Annotated in this window: 16 protein-coding genes and 1 pseudogene; 6 read left to right on the forward strand and 11 right to left on the reverse strand. The window is 61.0% G+C overall.

Annotated elements, in window-relative coordinates; translation table 11 throughout:
• On the reverse strand, nt 1-211 hold a 211-nt coding region (locus PKE98_RS23865), incomplete at its 3' end, for an OprD family outer membrane porin (RefSeq protein WP_271197925.1).
• Between the two features lie 237 nt (nt 212-448).
• On the opposite strand from PKE98_RS23865, the gene PKE98_RS23870 reads away from it, so the two are divergent.
• Nucleotides 449-1,330, forward strand: a complete 882-nt coding sequence (locus tag PKE98_RS23870; protein ID WP_271197926.1) for a DMT family transporter — start codon at nt 449-451, stop codon at nt 1,328-1,330.
• 42 nt (nt 1,331-1,372) lie between these two features.
• Here the strand turns inward: PKE98_RS23870 and PKE98_RS23875 are convergent, their stop codons facing one another.
• Together PKE98_RS23875 and PKE98_RS23880 are read right to left on the reverse strand one after the other, a co-directional pair.
• On the reverse strand, nt 1,373-2,419 hold the full coding sequence (locus PKE98_RS23875) for a PDDEXK nuclease domain-containing protein (RefSeq protein WP_271197927.1): 1,047 nt from the start codon (nt 2,417-2,419) through the stop codon (nt 1,373-1,375).
• A gap of 128 nt (nt 2,420-2,547) precedes the next feature.
• The gene (locus tag PKE98_RS23880; protein WP_271197928.1) at nt 2,548-3,882 is read right to left on the reverse strand and encodes an MFS transporter; all 1,335 of its coding nucleotides are present in this window, start codon (nt 3,880-3,882) and stop codon (nt 2,548-2,550) included.
• Nucleotides 3,883-4,466: 584 nt separating this feature from the next.
• Here PKE98_RS23880 and quiC point away from each other — a divergent pair.
• Nucleotides 4,467-6,392, forward strand: a complete 1,926-nt coding sequence (gene quiC / locus PKE98_RS23885) for a 3-dehydroshikimate dehydratase QuiC (RefSeq protein ID WP_271197929.1) — start codon at nt 4,467-4,469, stop codon at nt 6,390-6,392.
• A 99-nt stretch (nt 6,393-6,491) separates the two neighbouring features.
• Nucleotides 6,492-7,160, forward strand: coding sequence for a TetR/AcrR family transcriptional regulator (locus PKE98_RS23890; RefSeq protein ID WP_271197930.1), 669 nt, complete (start codon nt 6,492-6,494; stop codon nt 7,158-7,160).
• 105 nt (nt 7,161-7,265) lie between these two features.
• Here PKE98_RS23890 and PKE98_RS23895 read toward each other — a convergent pair whose 3' ends face one another.
• From PKE98_RS23895 to aroQ, 5 genes are all read right to left on the reverse strand, one after another.
• The gene (locus tag PKE98_RS23895) at nt 7,266-8,279 is read right to left on the reverse strand and encodes a TRAP transporter substrate-binding protein (RefSeq protein WP_271197931.1); all 1,014 of its coding nucleotides are present in this window, start codon (nt 8,277-8,279) and stop codon (nt 7,266-7,268) included.
• A 60-nt stretch (nt 8,280-8,339) separates the two neighbouring features.
• The gene (locus PKE98_RS23900) at nt 8,340-9,620 is read right to left on the reverse strand and encodes a TRAP transporter large permease subunit (RefSeq protein ID WP_271197932.1); all 1,281 of its coding nucleotides are present in this window, start codon (nt 9,618-9,620) and stop codon (nt 8,340-8,342) included.
• Entirely contained in the window at nt 9,617-10,144 is a 528-nt protein-coding gene (locus tag PKE98_RS23905) for a TRAP transporter small permease (RefSeq protein ID WP_271197933.1), read from the reverse strand. The genes PKE98_RS23900 and PKE98_RS23905 overlap by 4 nt, the downstream gene beginning before the upstream one ends.
• A gap of 74 nt (nt 10,145-10,218) precedes the next feature.
• On the reverse strand, nt 10,219-11,073 hold the full coding sequence (locus tag PKE98_RS23910) for a shikimate dehydrogenase (protein ID WP_271197935.1): 855 nt from the start codon (nt 11,071-11,073) through the stop codon (nt 10,219-10,221).
• Nucleotides 11,074-11,075: 2 nt separating this feature from the next.
• On the reverse strand, nt 11,076-11,516 hold the full coding sequence (aroQ, locus tag PKE98_RS23915; RefSeq protein WP_271197936.1) for a type II 3-dehydroquinate dehydratase: 441 nt from the start codon (nt 11,514-11,516) through the stop codon (nt 11,076-11,078).
• Between the two features lie 362 nt (nt 11,517-11,878).
• Here aroQ and PKE98_RS27260 point away from each other — a divergent pair.
• Nucleotides 11,879-12,961: pseudogene (locus PKE98_RS27260) on the forward strand (methyl-accepting chemotaxis protein); the annotation flags it as partial.
• Nucleotides 12,956-13,819, forward strand: coding sequence for a methyl-accepting chemotaxis protein (locus tag PKE98_RS27265; RefSeq protein WP_373877910.1), 864 nt, complete (start codon nt 12,956-12,958; stop codon nt 13,817-13,819). The pseudogene PKE98_RS27260 and the gene PKE98_RS27265, both read left to right, overlap by 6 nt.
• A gap of 172 nt (nt 13,820-13,991) precedes the next feature.
• Here the strand turns inward: PKE98_RS27265 and PKE98_RS23925 are convergent, their stop codons facing one another.
• Both PKE98_RS23925 and PKE98_RS23930 read right to left on the reverse strand, forming a co-directional pair.
• Complete coding sequence (locus tag PKE98_RS23925) at nt 13,992-15,917, reverse strand: DUF2207 domain-containing protein (protein ID WP_271197938.1); 1,926 nt, start codon at nt 15,915-15,917, stop codon at nt 13,992-13,994.
• A gap of 2 nt (nt 15,918-15,919) precedes the next feature.
• A complete protein-coding gene (locus PKE98_RS23930) occupies nt 15,920-16,486 on the reverse strand; it encodes a LemA family protein (RefSeq protein WP_271197939.1) in 567 nt (188 codons plus the stop codon).
• 194 nt (nt 16,487-16,680) lie between these two features.
• Between PKE98_RS23930 and PKE98_RS23935 the strand changes: the two genes are divergently transcribed.
• Nucleotides 16,681-16,920 (forward strand): hypothetical protein, encoded by a 240-nt coding sequence (locus PKE98_RS23935; protein ID WP_271197941.1) that lies wholly within the window; start codon nt 16,681-16,683, stop codon nt 16,918-16,920.
• Nucleotides 16,921-16,941: 21 nt separating this feature from the next.
• Here PKE98_RS23935 and PKE98_RS23940 read toward each other — a convergent pair whose 3' ends face one another.
• Nucleotides 16,942-18,258 carry a flavin-containing monooxygenase gene (locus tag PKE98_RS23940; RefSeq protein WP_271197942.1) on the reverse strand — a complete coding sequence of 439 codons (1,317 nt, stop codon included), beginning with the start codon at nt 18,256-18,258 and terminating at the stop codon, nt 16,942-16,944.
• Nucleotides 18,259-18,316 lie beyond the last annotated feature (58 nt).

Here is an 18,316-nt window from a genome sequence, read left to right on the forward strand (position 1 = left end):
TTTGCGTCCACTCTTCAGCCTTGCCCTGGCCGTTGTCCGGGTTGGTGAAGTTGCGGTTGAAATAGGCGTTGCGCAGGTTCAGCGTGGCCTTGGTGTCATCCAGAAACCCTTCGGCATGGGTGACTGAGGTGAAACCGGCAACGGCCAGGGCGATCAGAGCTGGGGCGTGAGCAGGGCGCAGTGAGCCCTTGGTGTAAGCGTTATGCAGCATCGGAGTAGACCTTTTTTGTAGTTGTTGGTCATCGCAAGCGCCGCCAGGCGGCGTTCAATGTGAGAGGCATAGTGGAAGTTGTAACTAAACGGTTCAATTCGATAATAGTCGTATTGTTCGGTTATCGAACGCTAATTAACCGGATAGTACATTCGTTCCGGGCTTCAGCCAGCCGCTATAGTTCAACGGCCTGTAAGCTTCTTTTTGATTGTCAGTGCACGTATTTTTGAGAGCCGTATGAGTTTGCCAAGCTCCCCGCTGTCCACTGCCCAGCAGCCGTTTCGCGGCATTTTGCTGATTTTGCTGGCGACGTTTCTGTTTGCCAGCCACGACGCCTTGTCCAAATACCTCTCCGGTTTTTACCCGGTGGTGATGGTGGTGTGGGCGCGGTATGTGGTGCACACCTTGTTGATGGCAGGTATTTTTCTGCCGCAGTCGGGGCTGCGGGTGCTGCGCAGTAAACGCCCCGGTTTGCAGGTACTGCGGGCCGTGTGTTTGCTGGGCACCAGCCTGTTGTTCACCACGGGTATTCGCTATATCCCGCTGGCCGAAGCCACGGCGGTGAACTTTCTCGCGCCGCTGCTGGTAACCGCGCTGTCGGTGCCACTCTTAGGCGAGCGCGTCACCAAAGGCCAGTGGGCCGCCGTGCTGGTGGGGTTTTCCGGGGTGCTGGTGATCGTCCATCCGGGCGGCGAATTGTTTACACCGGCAGTGTTGCTGCCCTTCGGTTCGGCGCTGTGCTTTGGCGTGTACCAGATTCTTACGCGCATCCTCGCCACGGTAGACACCCCCACCACCAGCAACTTCTTCGCCGGTTTATGCAACACCCTGCTGGTGAGCCTGTTGGTGCCGTTCTTCTGGCAAGTACCGACCTGGGGGCATGCGGTGCTGATGATTGCTCTGGGCACCTGTGGCATGACCGCTCACCTGATGCTCACCCAAGCCTTCCGCTTCGCCGCCCCGGCCCTACTGGCGCCGTTTGGTTACTGCCAGATCGTATTTGCCGGTCTGCTGGGCTTTGTGGTGTTTGCCCATACACCGTCGGCCAGCGCCATGCTGGGCATTGCCGTTATCTGCCTGAGCGGGTTGGCGGCGGCGTGGTTGCAGAAGCGCGGGTAGAACGTGAAAGCTGACGCTGAGGGAGGGGGTTCACTGTCTGTCCTACAGTGGTTCGCCTTCCTCCGCGAGCACACGTTCAATCTGTTCGATACTGGGGAGGCTGGTTTTAAATTCTTCAGGCAGCGACGCCACCAACTGGTATTCGGCCACTCCGATGGGCTTTGCGTTATCACGTAGCGCGTATTCGGCCACGACCTTGTTTTTACTTTTGCACAGCAGTAAGCCGATCGTCGGGCCATCCTGCTGGTGTTTGAACTGCGCATCCACCGCTGTGAGGTAAAAGCCCAACTGACCCAAGTGCTCGGGCTTGAATTTTCCGGCCTTCAATTCGATCACCACGTAGCAGCGCAGATTGAGGTGATAGAACAACAGGTCGATGAAGAACTCGTCGCCTCCTACTTCCAGGGCTATTTGCTGGCCGACAAAAGCAAAGCCTGCGCCCAGCTCCAGTAAGAACTCGGTGACATGCTTGACCAGCGCGACTTCAATCTCATGCTCCTGCGCTTGTGCGGTAAGGCCCAAAAAATCAAAGCGGTAAGGGTCTTTTAAGGTTTCGCGAGCAAGGTCGGACTGTGGTTTGGGCAAGTGATTAGCGAAATTGCTGACCGCTTTTCCGCTGCGCTCATATAACCGGCTCTCTATCTGCATCACCAAGACGTTGCGCGACCAGTCATTTTCCAAGGCCTTGGCAGCGTACCACCGGCGGATTTCAGGGCTGCTGAGTTTGTCGAGCAGCGCCAGCTGGTGGTACCAAGGCAATTGTGCAAGCACCTCTTGCACAAATTCGGTATCGGGCCAGGCTTGGGCGAACGCGCGCATGTACTTGAGGTTGCGTGGTGAGAAGCCCTTCATTTCCGGGAAGGCGGAGCGAAGGTCCTGGGCCAAGCGGTCAATGACCTTCGTTCCCCAGCCTTGATCAGTCTGGCGCAAAAGTATGTCGCGCCCGATCTGCCAATAGAGCAAAACAAGTTCGCGATTTACAGCCAGAGAGGCGCGTTGCTGGGCGTTGTGGATACGTCGTTTGAGTTCGGTTAGCCAATCACCATAGCCATTGGGAGTGGCAGTCAGGCCAATAGGTTTTTCGGTCATGCCTTTCTCCCGCAGTTATCGGTGCTTGGTGTCGGTTACACGCAAGCTGCAAGATATAGGACGGCGCGATATGTAGTTTCTTGTACCCGTAAAAAAAGCCCCGAAGGGCTTCTTTTACTGCACAGACGTTACTTCACCTCAGGCACTTTTCTAGGCGCCATAAAGTAAAGCCAGGTCAGCGCCAGGAAATACATGGTCGGAATCAACGTAAACAACACGGCGTAGTTGTTGTTGGTAACGGTCAGCACGTAGCCCACGATCTGGGTCATAAACATCCCGCCAATGGCGGCGCACATGCCGCCAAAACCAAACACTGTGCTCATCATGTGCTTGGGCGTGTAGTCCATGACCAGGCTCCAGATATTGGCGGTCCAGGCCTGGTGCGCACCCACGCCCAGGGCGATGGCCAGTACGGCAATCCACAGGCCGCTGGCATGGGCTGCGAAGATCACGGCGATGATGGCGCAGGCGCAGACCAGCATCGACAGCAGCCGCGCCTTGATCGGGTTCATGCCACGGCCAATCAGCCACGACGACAACACGCCGCCGCCAATGCTGCCGAAGTCGGCGGTCAGCCAGATCAGAATCAACGGAATACCCATCTGCGACACGCTGATGCCCAAGTTGTATTGCTGGTTCAGAAACGGCGGCAGCCAGTACAGGTAGAACCAGAACACTGGAGCGGTCATCGAGAAGGCAATGGCAAACGCCCAGGTGCCACGCATGCGCAGAATCTCGCGTAGCGGTACGCGGGCCTGGGCCGGTTCTTCGTTGTGCTGGATGTAGTCGAGCTCGCTTTGCTTAACGCTCGGGTGGTCTTCGGGGTTGAAGTATTTCAGGCCCCAGAACACCAGCCATATGGCGCCCAGTGCGGACATGCACAGGAACACCGCCTGCCAGCCCCAGGCCACCAGAATCAAAGGCAGCAGGGCAGGCGTCAGCATGGCGCCGACGTTGGTGCCAGCGTTGAAGATGCCGGTGGCCACGGCGCGCTCGCCGGCCGGGAACCAGATGCGCGCGGTTTTTACACAGGCCGGGTAGTTGGCCGCTTCCGTGAGACCGAGGATAAAACGGCAAACCATAAAGCCGACCGCCGAAGTGGCCAGGCCATGGGCGCCGGTGGCCAGGCTCCAGAGCAGCACGGCCAAGAAGAATGCGCGCTTGACGCCGACGCGGTCGATAAAGCGACCTTGCAGCAGGAAGCCGATGGCATAGCCGACCTGGAACCAGAAGTTGATGTTGGCGTAGTCCATCGCCGTCCAACTCATCTTCTCGGCGAGTACCGGTTGCATCACCCCGAGGGCGGCGCGGTCGATGTAGTTCAGGGTAGTGGCGAAAAACACCAGGGCAAGCATGGCCCAGCGGGTTTTGCCCACGGCCATGGCGCCGCGAATCTTGTCGCCGATGCCGGCGTGGGGCGAAACGGTTTGCGCCGTTACGGGAGTGCTTTGGGACTGAATCATGGGTGTGGCCATCCGTTCTAAGACTGCTGGGCAGTCCTGCTTCTGGAGTAAAGCAGTCGACTCGAGGCAGGCGGCTTGCGTGCGGACCATTCGCCGGAGGTCGGCGGGGCAGGCGGGTGCAGGCGGTGTCTGCGGCTAAGGGCGTATCAGGGGCGCAAGGCCGGTCTGAGCGCTGGCTGAGTAGACGAAGGGCTGGCGTTAGGCGTGGTAGTGAGCATGAGGGTGTACCTGTTTTTTGAAATTGTTATGGTCCAAAGCCTTGGGCTTTTTTTAAACCACAATCGCTGGATATCGGCCCTTTGATAACGGCATGCACGGCAAGGGGACCGAAGAAGCGACTGCAATGTGAGGCCGATGTTGGCCACTGGCGAAAAAATCGTCAATTCGATAAACGGCCAATTGGTCGATAATCGAACACAAAACTAACCAGTTCGTACAAAATTCTTTTCGCATTAAAGCCGATGGCGAATACTCCATGCACCCTGATTCGCATGGTGTGCCTGCTTATTTGTAGTCAGCGCCGCCCATGCCCCGATTCGTCGCCTTGCAACAAGGTGCGCGCCAACAAAAACAGGAGCTGAAGCATGCAGCGTTCAATCGCCACCGTTTCTTTGAGCGGTACCCTGCCGGAAAAGCTTGAAGCCATTGCTGCCGCCGGTTTCGACGGGGTGGAAATCTTCGAAAACGACTTGCTCTACTACGCCGGCAGCCCGCGGGAAATCCGCCAGATGTGCGCCGACCTCGGTATTGCGATCACCCTGTTTCAGCCCTTTCGCGATTTTGAAGGCTGCCGCCGCGACCGCCTGGCGCGCAACCTCGACCGGGCCGAGCGCAAATTCGACCTGATGCAGGAACTGGGCACCGACCTGGTGCTGGTGTGCAGCAACGTCGCTGCCGACTCGTTGGGCGACACCCAGATTCTGGTCGACGACCTGCGCCTGCTTGGCGAGCGCGCTGGTGCCCGTGGCCTGCGCATTGGTTACGAAGCCCTGGCCTGGGGCCGGCATGTGAACACCTACCAGCAGGTGTGGGACATCGTCCGTCAGGCCGACCACAGTGCCGTCGGCGTGCTACTGGACAGCTTCCACACCCTGTCGCTCAAGGGCGACCCGGCCGCCATCGCCGATATCCCCGGCGACAAGATCTTCTTCGTGCAAATGGCCGACGCGCCGATTCTGGCCATGGACGTGCTGGAGTGGAGCCGGCATTTCCGTTGCTTCCCGGGGCAGGGTGAGTTCGACCTCGCCGGCTTTCTCGCGCCGATCATTCGCAGCGGCTACACCGGGCCGCTGTCGCTGGAAATCTTCAACGACGGCTTCCGCGCCGCTCCGCCGCGTGCCAATGCCGCCGACGGTTTGCGCTCGTTGCTGTACCTGGAAGAGAAAACCCGCAACCTGCTGGAACGTCAGACCGCCGAGGGCACCATTGCGCCGGTGCCGCCCGCCAGTCTCGACATGCTATTCGCGCCACCGGCTGCCAGCCGCTACGACGGCGTGGAGTTTGTCGAGTTCGCCGTCGACGGCGAGCAGGGCACCAAGCTCGCCGGCTGGCTGGAGCGCCTGGGCTTTGCCCGCGCCGGTCAGCACCGTTCCAAAGACGTCAGCCTGATGCGTCAGGGCGATATCAATATCGTGCTCAATGCCGAGCCGTATTCGTTTGCCCACAGTTTTTTCGAAGCCCATGGCCCGTCGCTGTGTGCCACGGCACTGCGGGTCAAGGACAGCCACAGCGCGTTCGAGCGCGCCCGTGAATTCAAAGGCCAGCCGTACCGGGGCCTGGTTGGCCCCAATGAGCGCGAGATTCCGTCGGTGCGTGCACCCGATGGCAGCCTGATTTACCTGGTGGGCCAGGCCGAAAACGGCCTGTACGACACTGATTTCGTGCTTAATCCGAACGCGACCCCCAGCGGCAACCTGCAGCGCATCGACCATATGGCCATGGCCCTGCCGGCCGACAGCCTCGACAGCTGGGTGCTGTTCTACAAGGCGCTGCTGGACTTTGAAGCCGACGACGAAGTGGTGCTGCCCGACCCCTACGGGCTGGTCAAAAGCCGTGCCCTGCGCAGCCGTTGCAGCTCGGTGCGCTTGCCGCTGAATATCTCGGAAAACCGCAACACCGCCATTTCCCATGCGCTGTCCAGTTACCGGGGCTCCGGCGTGCACCATATCGCCTTTGCCTGCGACGACCTGTTCGCCGAGATCAACCGCGCCAAAGACGCCGGCGTGCCGCTGCTGGATATCCCCCTGAACTACTACGACGATCTGGCCGCGCGGTTTGATTTTGACGACGAATTCCTTAGCGAACTGGCCTACTACAACGTGCTGTACGACCGCGACGCCCAGGGCGGCGAGCTGTTCCACGTGTACACCGAGCCGTTTGAAGGGCGCTTCTTCTTCGAGCTGTTGCAGCGCAAGAACGGCTATGTAGGGTACGGCGCGGCCAACGTGGCAGTACGCCTTGCCGCCATGGCAAAAGTACGCAGCGGATCGGCTCGTCAGGCCCGTTTATAAGGGCGATACCTGGCGCTGAAATCTTCGGCGCCAGGCTTTCTTCAAGCCCCGGCCAGGACCATAATCGCCGCTACCTTGCCAACCGGCCGTGAGCCTCGTATGACCCTTATCCAAGAACTTCCCGAGGAGCTGCCGGAGGCACCTCGCAAAAGTCGCAAGAACAATCCGGAAAAAACCCGAGAGAATATCTTGCAGGCCGCCATCGCCGAATTCGTTCAGCAGGGCCTGTCGGGTGCCCGCGTGGACGCCATCGCCGAGCGCACCCACACCTCCAAGCGCATGATCTACTACTACTTCAACAGCAAAGAGCAGCTCTACGTTGAGGTGCTGGAGAAGCTCTACGGCGATATCCGCCGCACCGAAGCCCAGTTGCACCTGGCGGAGCTGGAGCCGTTTGAAGCCATTCGCCGGCTGGTGGAATTCACCTTCGACCACCACGACCGCAATTCGGATTTCGTGCGCATCGTGTGCATCGAAAACATCCACAACGGCGCCAACGTCAAACAATCGCCCACCATCCGTTCACTAAGCCACAACGTGCTCAACCTGCTGGACGAAACCCTGCGCCGTGGCGAAGCCGCCGGGCTGTTCCGCCCCGGCTTGCAAGCCATCGACATGCATCTGCTGATCAGCTCGTTCTGTTTTTACCGGGTTTCCAACCGCCACACATTTAGCGAGATCTTTCAGATCGACCTACCCGATGAGCAGGTGAAAACGCGGCACAAAGCGATGATTTGCGAATCGGTGCAGGCGTATCTGCGCAAGTAACGCGGTGTGACGTCGAGCCCCCTGCAGGAGCGGCTTCAGCCGCGATCCTGGAAACGATGCGCGTAAAAAAAAACGGCCCTCAGGCCGTTTTTTAATTGCGAAGCATCAGTTGCTCGCGCGCACCGCTTCCACTGACTCGTACATCGCTTTGACCAGCGCCGGGTCCAGGTCCTTGGAAAACTGCGCGATCACCGGTTTTACCTTGTCGCGAAAGCGATCCATCTCGGCCGGCGAAATGGAGTTGGCCTGCATTTCCACCGACAGTTCAGAGTAGGCAGCGTCCTGAGCGGCGGCTGTGATCTGCCGTTGGTAAGCCGTGGCTTCCTTGGCCGCCTCAGTGATCACCGCTTGCTCATCACTATTGAGCTTGCCCCAGCTTTTCGCGCCAATCACAAACGACTGCGGGTTGTAGATGTGCTGGGTCACGCTCAGGTACTTCTGCACCTCGTTGAATTTGCTGCCCTTGATCACCGTGAAGGGGTTTTCCTGACCGTCCACAGTTTTCTGTTCCAGGCCGGTGTACACCTCGGGGAATGGCATCGGCACCGGGTTGGCGCCCAGGGCCTTGAAGGTTTCCAGGTAAATAGGCGACTGAATCACCCGCACCTTGAGGCCGGCCATGTCTTCCCATTTGGTGACCGGCGTTTTGCTGTTGGTCAGGTTTCTGAAACCGAGATCCCAGTAACCCAGGTTTATCAGCCCTTTGCTTTCCAGGCGCTTGGCCAGCTCCTGCCCCACTTGGCCGTCGATCACCGCCTGGGCCTCCTTGGTGTTGTTGAACAGGAAGGGGAAGTCCAGCAGGGCGAACTCGGGCACCTGCGCGGCGAGAATGCCGGAGTTGAGTACGGTCAGGTCCAGGGTCGAGCCTTGCAGGGCAGAAACCGTTTGCAGGTCACCGCCCAGCACGCCGCCGGGGAACAGGCGCACGGTCATCTTGCCGCCGCTTTTTTCTTTCACCAGGTCGGCGAATTTTTGCGCGCCCTGACCTTGCGGGTGCTCTTTCACATTCTGAAAGGCAAAGCGCAGGGTGTGCTCTTTGATTTCGGCATGGGCCAGGCCATTGAGCAGCAGGCCGGCCGCGCAGGCAGAGGTCAGTAAGGGTTTCAGCCATTTTTTCATTGTCGGTGTTCTCCATTGTTGTTGTTTTGAAGCACGAAACTGCTTTTTGAACGCCGGCGCTTAGCCGGTGAAAAACTTCAGGGGCACCAGCACCAGCTGCGGGAACAGCACCAACAAGGCCAGCACAATCAATTGCGCCAACATGAACGGCCAGACACCGCGGGTGATCTCTTCCAGGCTCAGCTTGGAAACCCCGCACACCACGTTGAGCACGGTGCCCACCGGCGGGGTGATAAGGCCAATAGAGGTGTTCACCAGAAACAGCACGCCGAAATACACCGGGTCGATGCCGGCCTGAATCACCACCGGCATCAGCACGGGCGTGAGGATCAGGATAGAAGGCGTCATGTCCATCACCGTGCCCACCAGCACAATCAGCAGCATGATCATCAGCAGCAGCGCGGTGGGTGAGTCGAGGAACGGCGCCAGCACGTCGCTGAGTTGGCCGGGCAGGTCGGCGATGGTGATCAGCCAGGACGACACCATGGCGGCTGCCACCAGCAGCATGACCACCGAGGTGGTTTTGGCCGCTGACAACACCACTTCATAGAGCTGGCTGAGCTTGAGTTCACGGTAGATAAACAGCGACACAAACAGCGCATACACCGCCGCGACCACGGCCGCTTCGGTTGGGGTAAAGATGCCGAATTTGAGGCCGAACACGATGATCAGTGGCAGGCCCAAGGCCCAACTGCCATCAAGCAGGGTCTTGATGATTTCGCTGCGGCTGGCCTTTGGCGGAGTGGCGATATTTTCACTGCGCGAGACAAACCACCAGGCCACTGCCAACGAAAGGCCGAGCAGCAGACCGGGCACGATACCCGCCAGAAACAGCTTGGAAATCGATACGCCCGAGGCCACCCCGAACACGATAAAGCCAATGCTCGGCGGAATGATCGGCGCCAGGATGCCGCCCGAGGCGATCAGCCCGGCTGCCCGCTCACGGTTGTGGCCAGCCTGCACCATCATCGGCACCAGTAACGCCGCCAGGGCGGCGGCATCGGCCACGGCCGAACCCGACAGCGAGGCCAGCAGGCACGAGGCGATGATCGCCACGTAGCCCAGGCCGCCGCGTTTATGGCCCACCAGCGCCATGGCGATATTGACGATGCGCCGCGACAGGCCGCCAGCGTTCATGATCTCGCCGGCCAACATAAAAAACGGCACGGCCAGCAGGGGAAAACTGTCGGCGCCGTTAAGCAGGTTTTGGGCAATGATCTGGGCATCGAAGAGGTCCAGTTGCCACATCAACACCACGCTGACCAGCAGCAAGGCGAAGGCAATCGGAATACCCAGGGCCATGGTGCCGAGCAGGGAGCCGAGGAATAGAAGAAGGGTCATGGGCGGCTTCCCTCGTTGGCGGGCAGGTGCACCGACTCGATTTCCGCCTTGCCCAACGGCAAGCGGCCCTGCAGGGCCAGAATCAGCTCGCCAATGATGATCGGGATGGCCGTGACGCCAAAGACCACGCCAATGCCGTAGAACCAGGCCATGGACAAACCGGAGGCGGGGGCCGCCACGTCCAGGTTGATGACCGCTTGCTGCCAACTGCCGCTCAGGATCAGCCAGGCGATGTACAGCATCATCAGTTGGCCGATGGCCAGGCACAGGTTGCGTCCGCGTGCGGGCAGTTTCTTGATCAGCAGATCCAGGCCCAGGTGGCCGCGTTCGCGCATGGCAATCAGTGAGCCGAGAAACACCATCAGCACAAACAACCAGCGCGACAGCTCTTCGGAAACGGTGAGGCCGGAGTTGAAGGCGTAACGCATCACCACGTTGCCAAACACCATCACCACCATGCCGAGCATGCACAGCACGACGATCAATTTCAGCAAGCGGAAGTACAGATCGATAATTTTTGTCATTGTTGTTGATCTCGTAAGGCTGACCGCAGGGTAGGCCGCGGGCGCCATTTTTATTGTGGAGTAGCGGTTATCGGTTACGCGGTCATCCCTTTGAAGTGCGCTTGCATACGCTGCGCATCGGCAGCCACACCGCTGAACAGCTCAAACGCTTTCACCGCCTGAAACACCGCCATGGTGCCGCCGTCCAGGGTGCGGCAACCCAGGGCACGGGCTTCGCGCAGCAGTTCGGTTTCCAGTGGGAAATACACAATCTCGGCTACCCACAGGGCGGCACGTAGCAGTTCTTTGGGCACCGGCATGCCGGGCAACTTGGCCATGCCCATGGGCGTGGTGTTGACCAGGCCGTCGGCGTTGGCCATCGCGGCGGCAAGGTCGCTGCCGGCCTGGGCGCGGTTGCCGGGGAAGTGCTGGTTGAGGTTGTCGGCCAGTGCCTGGGCACGGCTGGCATCCACATCGAAAATGCTGAGCTGCTGCACGCCTTCAATCAGCAGGGCATGGGCCACCGCCGCGCCGGCGCCGCCCGCGCCCATTTGCACCACGCGCTCACGGGCCACGTCATTGAGGCCACGGCGAAAGCCTTCGGCAAAGCCCAGGCAGTCGGTGTTGTGGCCGATGCGTTTGCCGTCTTTAAACACCACGGTGTTGACGGCGCCGATGCCGCGCGCCTCTGGCGACAGTTCATCAAGCAACGGAATGACCGCCTGCTTGCAAGGAAAGGTGATGTTCAAACCGGTGAAGCCGCTGCGCTCGGTGGCGCTGAGCAGGCTGGCCAGGTCGTCAAGGCCGAGCTTCAAGGTGTCCAGATCAATAAGCCGGTACAGGTAGCGCATGCCCTGGGCATCGCCTTCGTGTTCGTGCAGCGCCGGGGTGCGTGAAGCCTGGATGCCGGAGCCGATCAGCCCGGCCAGGATGCTATGGGGACTGGACATGGTCAGGCCTTCAACAAATGGGCGAAGTGTTCGACGGCCATGCGGTAACCGTTGCTGCCAAAACCGGCCAGCACGGCCACGGCAACGCCGGACACGTACGAGTGGTGACGGAATTCTTCGCGCTTGTGCACGTTGGACAGGTGCACTTCGATCACCGGCAGTTCGCTGGCGACCAGCGCGTCGCGGATGGCGACCGAGGTGTGAGTCCAGGCGCCGGGGTTGATCACAATGCCCGCGCAGCGGCCACGGCTCTGGTGAATCCAGTCGATCAATTGGCCTTCGTGGTTGGTTTGCTGAAACTCCACCTCAAGGTCCAGCGCACTGCCGGTGCGGCGGCAGAGGTCGGCGATATCGGCCAGGGTTTCGTGGCCGTAAGTGGCCGGCTCGCGGGTGCCGAGCATATTCAGATTGGGGCCGTTGAGTACCAGCAGGGTACGAGGCATGCGGCAATTCTCCATTGTTATTGTCGGTTTGCTGGCGATAGCCGCAAACGCTTGGGGAGAAAATGTACTAACCAGTTAATTCGGTCAATGGCTGGATGATGCGCCGTTCGATAATCGACCGGTTTTGTGTAGGGCATCGAGGCGTGTGGGTAATTGCCGTGGGGAGACGGCGGATACCGCCGGGGGCGGTATTCGCCCTACGTGAGCCGAATGAACCAGCCAAGGAGGACCTTGCTTATCGCCGCCTATTAGGTCGTCAAATCGCGCTTAAGGTTGTGTAGGGGAAGTCGATATATTGCCTGCGGCTCAGCCGACAAGAGCTGACCCTATCTGCCTCGCAGTTCCCTTGGAGAACACTCCCCATGTTTGGATGGCTTACTCAGGCGCTGAGCAATATCAGCGTCGGCGCAAAACTGGCCCTCGGTTTTGGTTTGGTGCTGTTGTTGACGCTGTTCATCACCTTCGCCGGTTGGGTGAGCCTGAGTTCAGTGCTGGAGCGCGGCGACAAGCTGGCCGCCATTTCCAAACTGAGCGCTACGGCGCGCGATGTGCGCATTGCTCGCCTGAGCTATATGCAGGCCAGCGATAGCGCCCACAGCACCACGGTGCTGGAAAACCTCGACAAGCTCGATGCCGGTATCCAGAACGGCAACCACACAATGAAACAGCCCAGCGACCTGGCGCTGCTCAAGCAGGCCGGTGATGCCAGCGCCCTGTACCGTCAGGCGTTCAATCAGATGACACAGGGCATTGCCACCCGCGAAGGGCTGCGCAGCCAGTTTGGCAAATACGCCGATGCGGCGGTGGCCGAGTTGGGTAATGTCAGCACGGCGCTGCGTGGCGAAGTGGTCACCGAGGAAAATGCAGAGCAGCATCAGCAGGCCGTTGATGCGCTGATCGCCCAGGGGGCGCTGATCCAGAATGCACGCTTTGAACTGCGCGGTTTCACCTACAGCGGTAAAGCCGAGCTGCAGCAGCCGGCACTGGCGGCTATCGATCACGCCCTGAGCAATCTCAAACCCCTGGGTGAGAAGCTGTCGAGCGAGCAGGCGGCGGGGTTGCAGAAAGTGGCCGACGCCTTGACCCGCTACCGCGCCACCGTCGACCAGTTTGCCGGTGCACTGGCCACGATCAGTGCGGCGCAGGCCGTGCTCGATACCCAGATCGCACAGATTTTCGATGCCTGCTCCAAGCTCACCATCAGCCAGAACGCCAAACGCGATGCCGAAGAAAACGAGGCCCGCGTGATCTTGCTGGTGGCCTCGCTGGTGGCCATCGTTCTGGGCCTGATCGCCGCCCTGTTTATCACCCGGCAGATTGTCGGCCCGCTGAAAACCGTACTGCGCCGGGTTGAGCGCATCGCCTCGGGCGATCTGAGCCACGACATCGAAACCCGTCGCGGCGACGAGTTGGGCCAACTGCAGAGCAGCATGCAGAACATGACCCTGGGCCTGCGCGACTTGATCGGCGGCATTCGCGATGGCGTCACCCAGATTGCCAGCGCGGCCGAACAGCTGTCGGCCGTCACCGAGCAGACCAGCGCCGGCGTGAATAGCCAGAAAGTGGAAACCGATCAGGTGGCCACCGCCATGCACGAAATGACCGCTACCGTGCAGGAAGTGGCGCGCAACGCCGAAGAGGCCTCCGAAGCTGCCAAGGCCGCTGACCTGCAAGCCCGCGACGGTGATCGGGTGGTGGGCGAGGCGGTGGCGCAGATCGAGCGGCTGGCCGTGGCGGTGGGCAGTTCCACCAACGCCATGAACGACCTCAAGCGTGAAAGCGACAAGATTGGCAGCGTGCTGGACGTGATCAAATCCGTGGCCCAGCAAACCAACCTGCTGGCGCTAAACGCCGCCATTGAGGCCGCGCGTGCCGGCGAAGCCGGCCGTGGCTTTGCGGTAGTAGCCGACGAGGTGCGCAGCCTGGCGCAGCGCACCCAGCAGTCCACCGAAGAAATCGAAGAGCTGATCAGCGGCCTGCAAAGCGGCACCCAGCAAGTGGCAACCACCCTGGAAAGCAGCCGCGACCTGACCGACAGCAGCGTGGAACTGACCCGCCGCGCCGGTGAGTCGCTGGGCAGCATTACCCGTACCGTGTCGGCGATTCAGGCCATGAACCAGCAGATCGCCACGGCTGCCGAGGAGCAGACCGCGGTGGCCGAAGAGATCAACCGCAGCGTGTTGAACGTGCGCGATGTGTCCGAGCAGACGGCCGCAGCGAGTGAAGAGACAGCGGCTTCGAGCGTTGAACTGGCGCGTTTAGGTGGTCACCTGCAGAGCCTGGTGCAGCGTTTTCGCGTGTAACTAACCGATCGGCTGCGCGTCGGCGATGCGGCGTTAAAAACGGCTTTTGAATGCTCATTGGCTACAGCCAACTGCGCTTCAAAAACCGTTTTTGCCTCGCCTTGCCTCGCTCTAGCTCGCTCGATCTTGATCTGTGGATGGCGGGGATCAAAAAATCTTCTGCAAGCGTCGGTTACCAACCGCCGCCACCCCCACCACCACCGCCCCCGCCTGACGAACCACCGCCGGACGAACTGCTACTGCCCGAGCTCGAACTGGAACCGGAGGAGGGGCTTGGCGGTGGTGTCGAGGCGCTGGCCGTCGCTGCCAGCAAGGCGCCGCTCATTGCACTCGGCGTGCTGAAGCGGCTGCTGTTGCGGTACCACTCGGGCTGGTACGTCGGCTCGCTCCACTGCACCACACCACTGGCAATGGCCGCGCTCAGGCGCGCGGTCCATTGCTGTTCCACGCCCAAGGCCATGGCGTAGGGCAGGTGCTGCTCGTACAGGGCAATGGTCATGGCCGGCGCATCGGCGGCACGAGCCAGGGTGTCGCTTTCGGCCAGTTGCAGGTAGTCGCGGTAGCCTTCCAGCGCGTCGAGGGTGGCGCGGCCTTCCACGGTCGGCGCTTCCAGCCAGCGCCGGAACAGCCAGACCATCAGCACAATCAGCACCACGCTGGCCGCTACATAGGGCGAGGTGCTGTAGAGCATGGCCACCGCCGTACCTAGCCCGCCCAAGGCGAACGGCAGGCCGAACAGCATGGGCACGATGCCCACCAGATTGGACGGCCCACCGCCGGTGAGGGTTTGCCAGCCAAACGCCATAAGGCCCATGCCCACGGCGACGAAAATAATCGGGAACAAGGCGAACAGCATCACCGGGTCGCCCAACAAGCCCATGGCCACAAACGCCAGCAAGGCGCCGAGTATCCCCAAATACCAGGTTTTACGGTTTTTGCTGAACAGGCGGTCACCCCATTCGCTGAGTTTTTGGCTGTGGGCCGACAGGGCTTCGCTCAGGGCTTTGACGTATTTGTTGCCAACCCGGATCTCGCTTTTGGCGTTGGCAAACAGCTCCTGGTACAGCGCCTGCTCGTGGGGCTGGGCGCTGGCGTCCAGCTCCCCTTTGCTGAGGATAAACGCGGTGCTCTTCGGTGCGTCGGCGATGCTCAGCGCCTTGCGCCGGGCGAGGTCGGTGACCGTGATGGTCATCGCCTCCAGGTCGCTGAATTGCTGACCGAAGCCTTCATTCCAGACATAGCCGGCACGCGCCGGGCTGACGTCTTTGGGTGCCTGGTAGCGGGGAATGATCACGCCCTTGGCCGGGTCGCGGCCCACCTTGCGCCACCCGTGCATGTAGTAGGCAAACAGGCCCAGCACGGCGAGCACGGCGACCAGCACCGACAGGTTGTCCCACACCAGGCGCAGCGCGTGCACCAAGGCGTTGGGGCGTTTAACCAGGCCGGCCTGCCAATCGAGGGCCACGGTAAAGCCTTCTTCGGCGGCCAGGGGTTCGGTGGTGGCAAGCTCCACGACGTTGTCGCGCTGGCTCACTACTGTGTAAGCGCGGCCGTCAGTCCGGCCGGTATAGCCGGTGTAGCCGGTCATCTGGTCGATGCGCGCGCCGTCAGGCAATTCGATGCGGGCGGTGACCGCATGGATCGGAAACTGCCACTGGTTGCCGGTCAGGTTCCAATACAGCTCGTCTTTGCTTGCGCTGAAATGCAGCTGCGCATCCATGCGGTACTGCAGTTCATAGACATGCTGGCCTGGTTCGACGAATTCCTCCGGTGAGCCCAGGTAATAGCGCACGCCCCACTGGGTGCTTTCCTTCTTGTACGGCTCCGGGTTGCCGTCGCGCTGCACGCTGAGCACGTCAATCGGCGTATGGCGGCGCAGCCCGCCGGGCAGGCTGTAGGTAGTAGGAATGTCGCGGTAGATGCCGTGGCGGATCTGGTCGCCCTCGGCCGTCACCTGAATGCGCTCGGTAATCAGCAGCTCACCGTCGGGTTGAACCTTGAGGCTGATAGCGAAGTGGTCGATTCGCTCCTCGGCCAGCGTCAGCGCCGGCAGCAGAGCGCAGCACAACAGCGCGGCGCGCAACAGTCCTCCTGACATGCTTAGAACTCCATGGTTGGCGACTGGGCCTGGCCGGCGTCGTCGAGGGCAAAATACGCCGCGCCGCTGAAACCAAAGGCTTTGGCCAGCAGGTTGGTCGGCACCGATTCCACCAGAATATTCAGCTCGCGTACCGCGCCGTTGTAGTAACGGCGGGCCATCTGGATCTGGTCTTCGACCTCGCTCAAGGTGCGCTGCAGGTCCAGAAATACGGCGTCGGCTTTGAGGTCGGGGTAGGCTTCGGCGCGGGCCATTACCTGTTTGAGCGTGGCCGACACCTGGCCTTCCGCAGCGCCGCGTTCGGGTGCCGCGCTGCCTTCGACGCGTTGCGCCCGGCTGCGTTGCTCGGTGAGCGCCGTGAGGGTGGCACTTTCGTGGGCCATATAGGCTTTCAGGCAGTCGACCAGTTGCGGAATCAGGCTGGAGCGACGCTTGAGCTGCACGTCGATATCACTCCAGGCCGCGGCCACCCGCACGCGGTTGAACACCAGGCGGTTGTAGCCCCAGATAACGCCGGCCACCACTAGCAACGCCCCTGCAATTGCAGCCCACACCACCATTCCCTGCATGCCATTACTCCCTTGCGCAGCTGCTCGTTTCTGGCTGGCGATGCTACTGCAAACGTCGTGGCATCGCTTCCCCTAGATATGGGACGCAGCCTACCGCGCGGTAAAAGACGTCGTAAATCGCTGAAAGGTCTGCCGGCGTAACGTCGTTCCGTGGGTTTTTTTCCGCATTTCGCGGGGCGAGCAGGAGGTAAGTGATGAGGCGGGTAGAAGCATGTCTGGTGTGGGCGGGTTTATTGCTGGTGGCCTTGGCGATGGTGCTGCTGGTGGTGCATGACAACCTGGCCGTCTGCGTTGAATTGCTCAACGGCAAATGCCAGGAGGCAGCGTTCGCCTACGAGGGGGGCGGCAAGCTGGCGTTGTTGCTGGGCTTTGTGTTGTTGCTGCTGGCCGCCTTGCACGGTTTGCTCAGCAGCCCCGATCACCGTGACCGCTGATGCATCCACTCAACCCAGGCTTCAGGCCTCACTGCCGTGCTTGCGTTGGCCCGCGTCGCGATACGCCAGGTATTTGCGCTGGGTAGCGATATGGTCGGCGATGATCTTGGCGTCATGCCACACGCCCCAGATAAAGGTCGAGCCCCGACGCAGCAGCCACGGCAGGCCAAGGAAATACACCCCCGGTTCGCTGGACACCCCGCGCTGGTGCTGGGGTTTGCCGTTGGCGTCGAAGGCATTTACCTGCAGCCAGCTGTAGTCCACGGCATAGCCGGTGGCCCAGATGATCGACGTCACGCCCGCTGCCGCCAGGTCCAGCTCCAGCAGTGGGTGCGCCACGCAATCGGGTTCTGGCAGAAACACACGTGCTTGCGGTTCCAACGGCAAGTCCAGGCCGTTGCGGGCGATATAGGCATCGGCCGCATCCAGCAATGACAGGTAGTTCTGATCGCCGGCAGCGAGGTTCTGCGCCAGGTCGGCCTTGAACTTCACCACATTGCCATCGAACGAATCGGTCAGGCCCACCAGGGTGATGCCCAGTTTGGCCAGGGCACGAAAATCCACGGTATGGCCGCCACGGGCGCCGCTGACGGCGATGGTCACGTGCTCCTTGCCCGGCTTGCTGGCCGGCGCATCCCACTCGCCAAGCACGCCCAGCCACCAGCAGAAATCACGGTTCCGGTAGGAACGCGGCGGGCGGTCATGGGCGCCGACGGACAAATACACCTGCCTGCCGGCCCGCTGCAATTCATCGGCAATCTGCACCCCCGAAGACCCCGCACCCACCACCAGCACTGCGCCCTGCGGCAATTGCTCGGGGTTGCGGTAGTCGGCCGAGTGAAGCTGGTTGATGCCACTGAGCGTCGGCGCAATCGGCGGAATCACCGGCTTCTGGAACGGGCCGGTGGCGGCCACCACGCGGTTGGCCTCGAACACGCCTTGCGAGGTTTGCACGGTAAAGCCTGGGCGGTCGGCGTTGCGGGTGACTTTTTGCACCTCGACACCGGTGCGAATAGGCGCCTTGAATTTTTCCGCATAGCGCACGAAGTAGTCGGCTACCTGCTCTTTGCCGGCGAAGTCATCGGGCTGCATGCCATCGAATTCCAGGCCGGGAAAGCGGTCGTGCCACACCGGGCCGTTGGCCACCAGCGAATCCCAGCGCCCCGAGCGCCAAGCCTCGGCAACACGGCTGCGCTCAAGCACCAGGTGCGGTACGTCAAGGTTGGAAAGGTGTTCGCTCATGGCGATACCGGCCTGGCCTGCGCCAATCACGAGGGTGTCGATACTGGTTTTTTCAACGGTCACAGCGGCGTCCTTCTTAACGGCGGTTTCACGCACGAGCGAGAATTCGGAGAAGCGATGGGCGCATTCTGTTCAGCCGCCGCCAATAGCGAAA

Origin of the sequence: Pseudomonas turukhanskensis (assembly GCF_027922365.1) — a bacterium.
GTDB lineage: Bacteria > Pseudomonadota > Gammaproteobacteria > Pseudomonadales > Pseudomonadaceae > Aquipseudomonas > Aquipseudomonas turukhanskensis.

Coding starts and splice junctions, on each gene's coding strand:
- PKE98_RS23870 (WP_271197926.1), top strand. CDS start 449: ATGAGTTTGCCAAGCTCCCCGCTGTCCACTGCCCAGCAGCCGTTTCGC.
- PKE98_RS23875 (WP_271197927.1), bottom strand. CDS start 2,419: ATGACCGAAAAACCTATTGGCCTGACTGCCACTCCCAATGGCTATGGT.
- PKE98_RS23880 (WP_271197928.1), bottom strand. CDS start 3,882: ATGATTCAGTCCCAAAGCACTCCCGTAACGGCGCAAACCGTTTCGCCC.
- quiC (WP_271197929.1), top strand. CDS start 4,467: ATGCAGCGTTCAATCGCCACCGTTTCTTTGAGCGGTACCCTGCCGGAA.
- PKE98_RS23890 (WP_271197930.1), top strand. CDS start 6,492: ATGACCCTTATCCAAGAACTTCCCGAGGAGCTGCCGGAGGCACCTCGC.
- PKE98_RS23895 (WP_271197931.1), bottom strand. CDS start 8,279: ATGAAAAAATGGCTGAAACCCTTACTGACCTCTGCCTGCGCGGCCGGC.
- PKE98_RS23900 (WP_271197932.1), bottom strand. CDS start 9,620: ATGACCCTTCTTCTATTCCTCGGCTCCCTGCTCGGCACCATGGCCCTG.
- PKE98_RS23905 (WP_271197933.1), bottom strand. CDS start 10,144: ATGACAAAAATTATCGATCTGTACTTCCGCTTGCTGAAATTGATCGTC.
- PKE98_RS23910 (WP_271197935.1), bottom strand. CDS start 11,073: ATGTCCAGTCCCCATAGCATCCTGGCCGGGCTGATCGGCTCCGGCATC.
- aroQ (WP_271197936.1), bottom strand. CDS start 11,516: ATGCCTCGTACCCTGCTGGTACTCAACGGCCCCAATCTGAATATGCTC.
- PKE98_RS27265 (WP_373877910.1), top strand. CDS start 12,956: ATGACCCTGGGCCTGCGCGACTTGATCGGCGGCATTCGCGATGGCGTC.
- PKE98_RS23925 (WP_271197938.1), bottom strand. CDS start 15,917: ATGTCAGGAGGACTGTTGCGCGCCGCGCTGTTGTGCTGCGCTCTGCTG.
- PKE98_RS23930 (WP_271197939.1), bottom strand. CDS start 16,486: ATGCAGGGAATGGTGGTGTGGGCTGCAATTGCAGGGGCGTTGCTAGTG.
- PKE98_RS23935 (WP_271197941.1), top strand. CDS start 16,681: ATGAGGCGGGTAGAAGCATGTCTGGTGTGGGCGGGTTTATTGCTGGTG.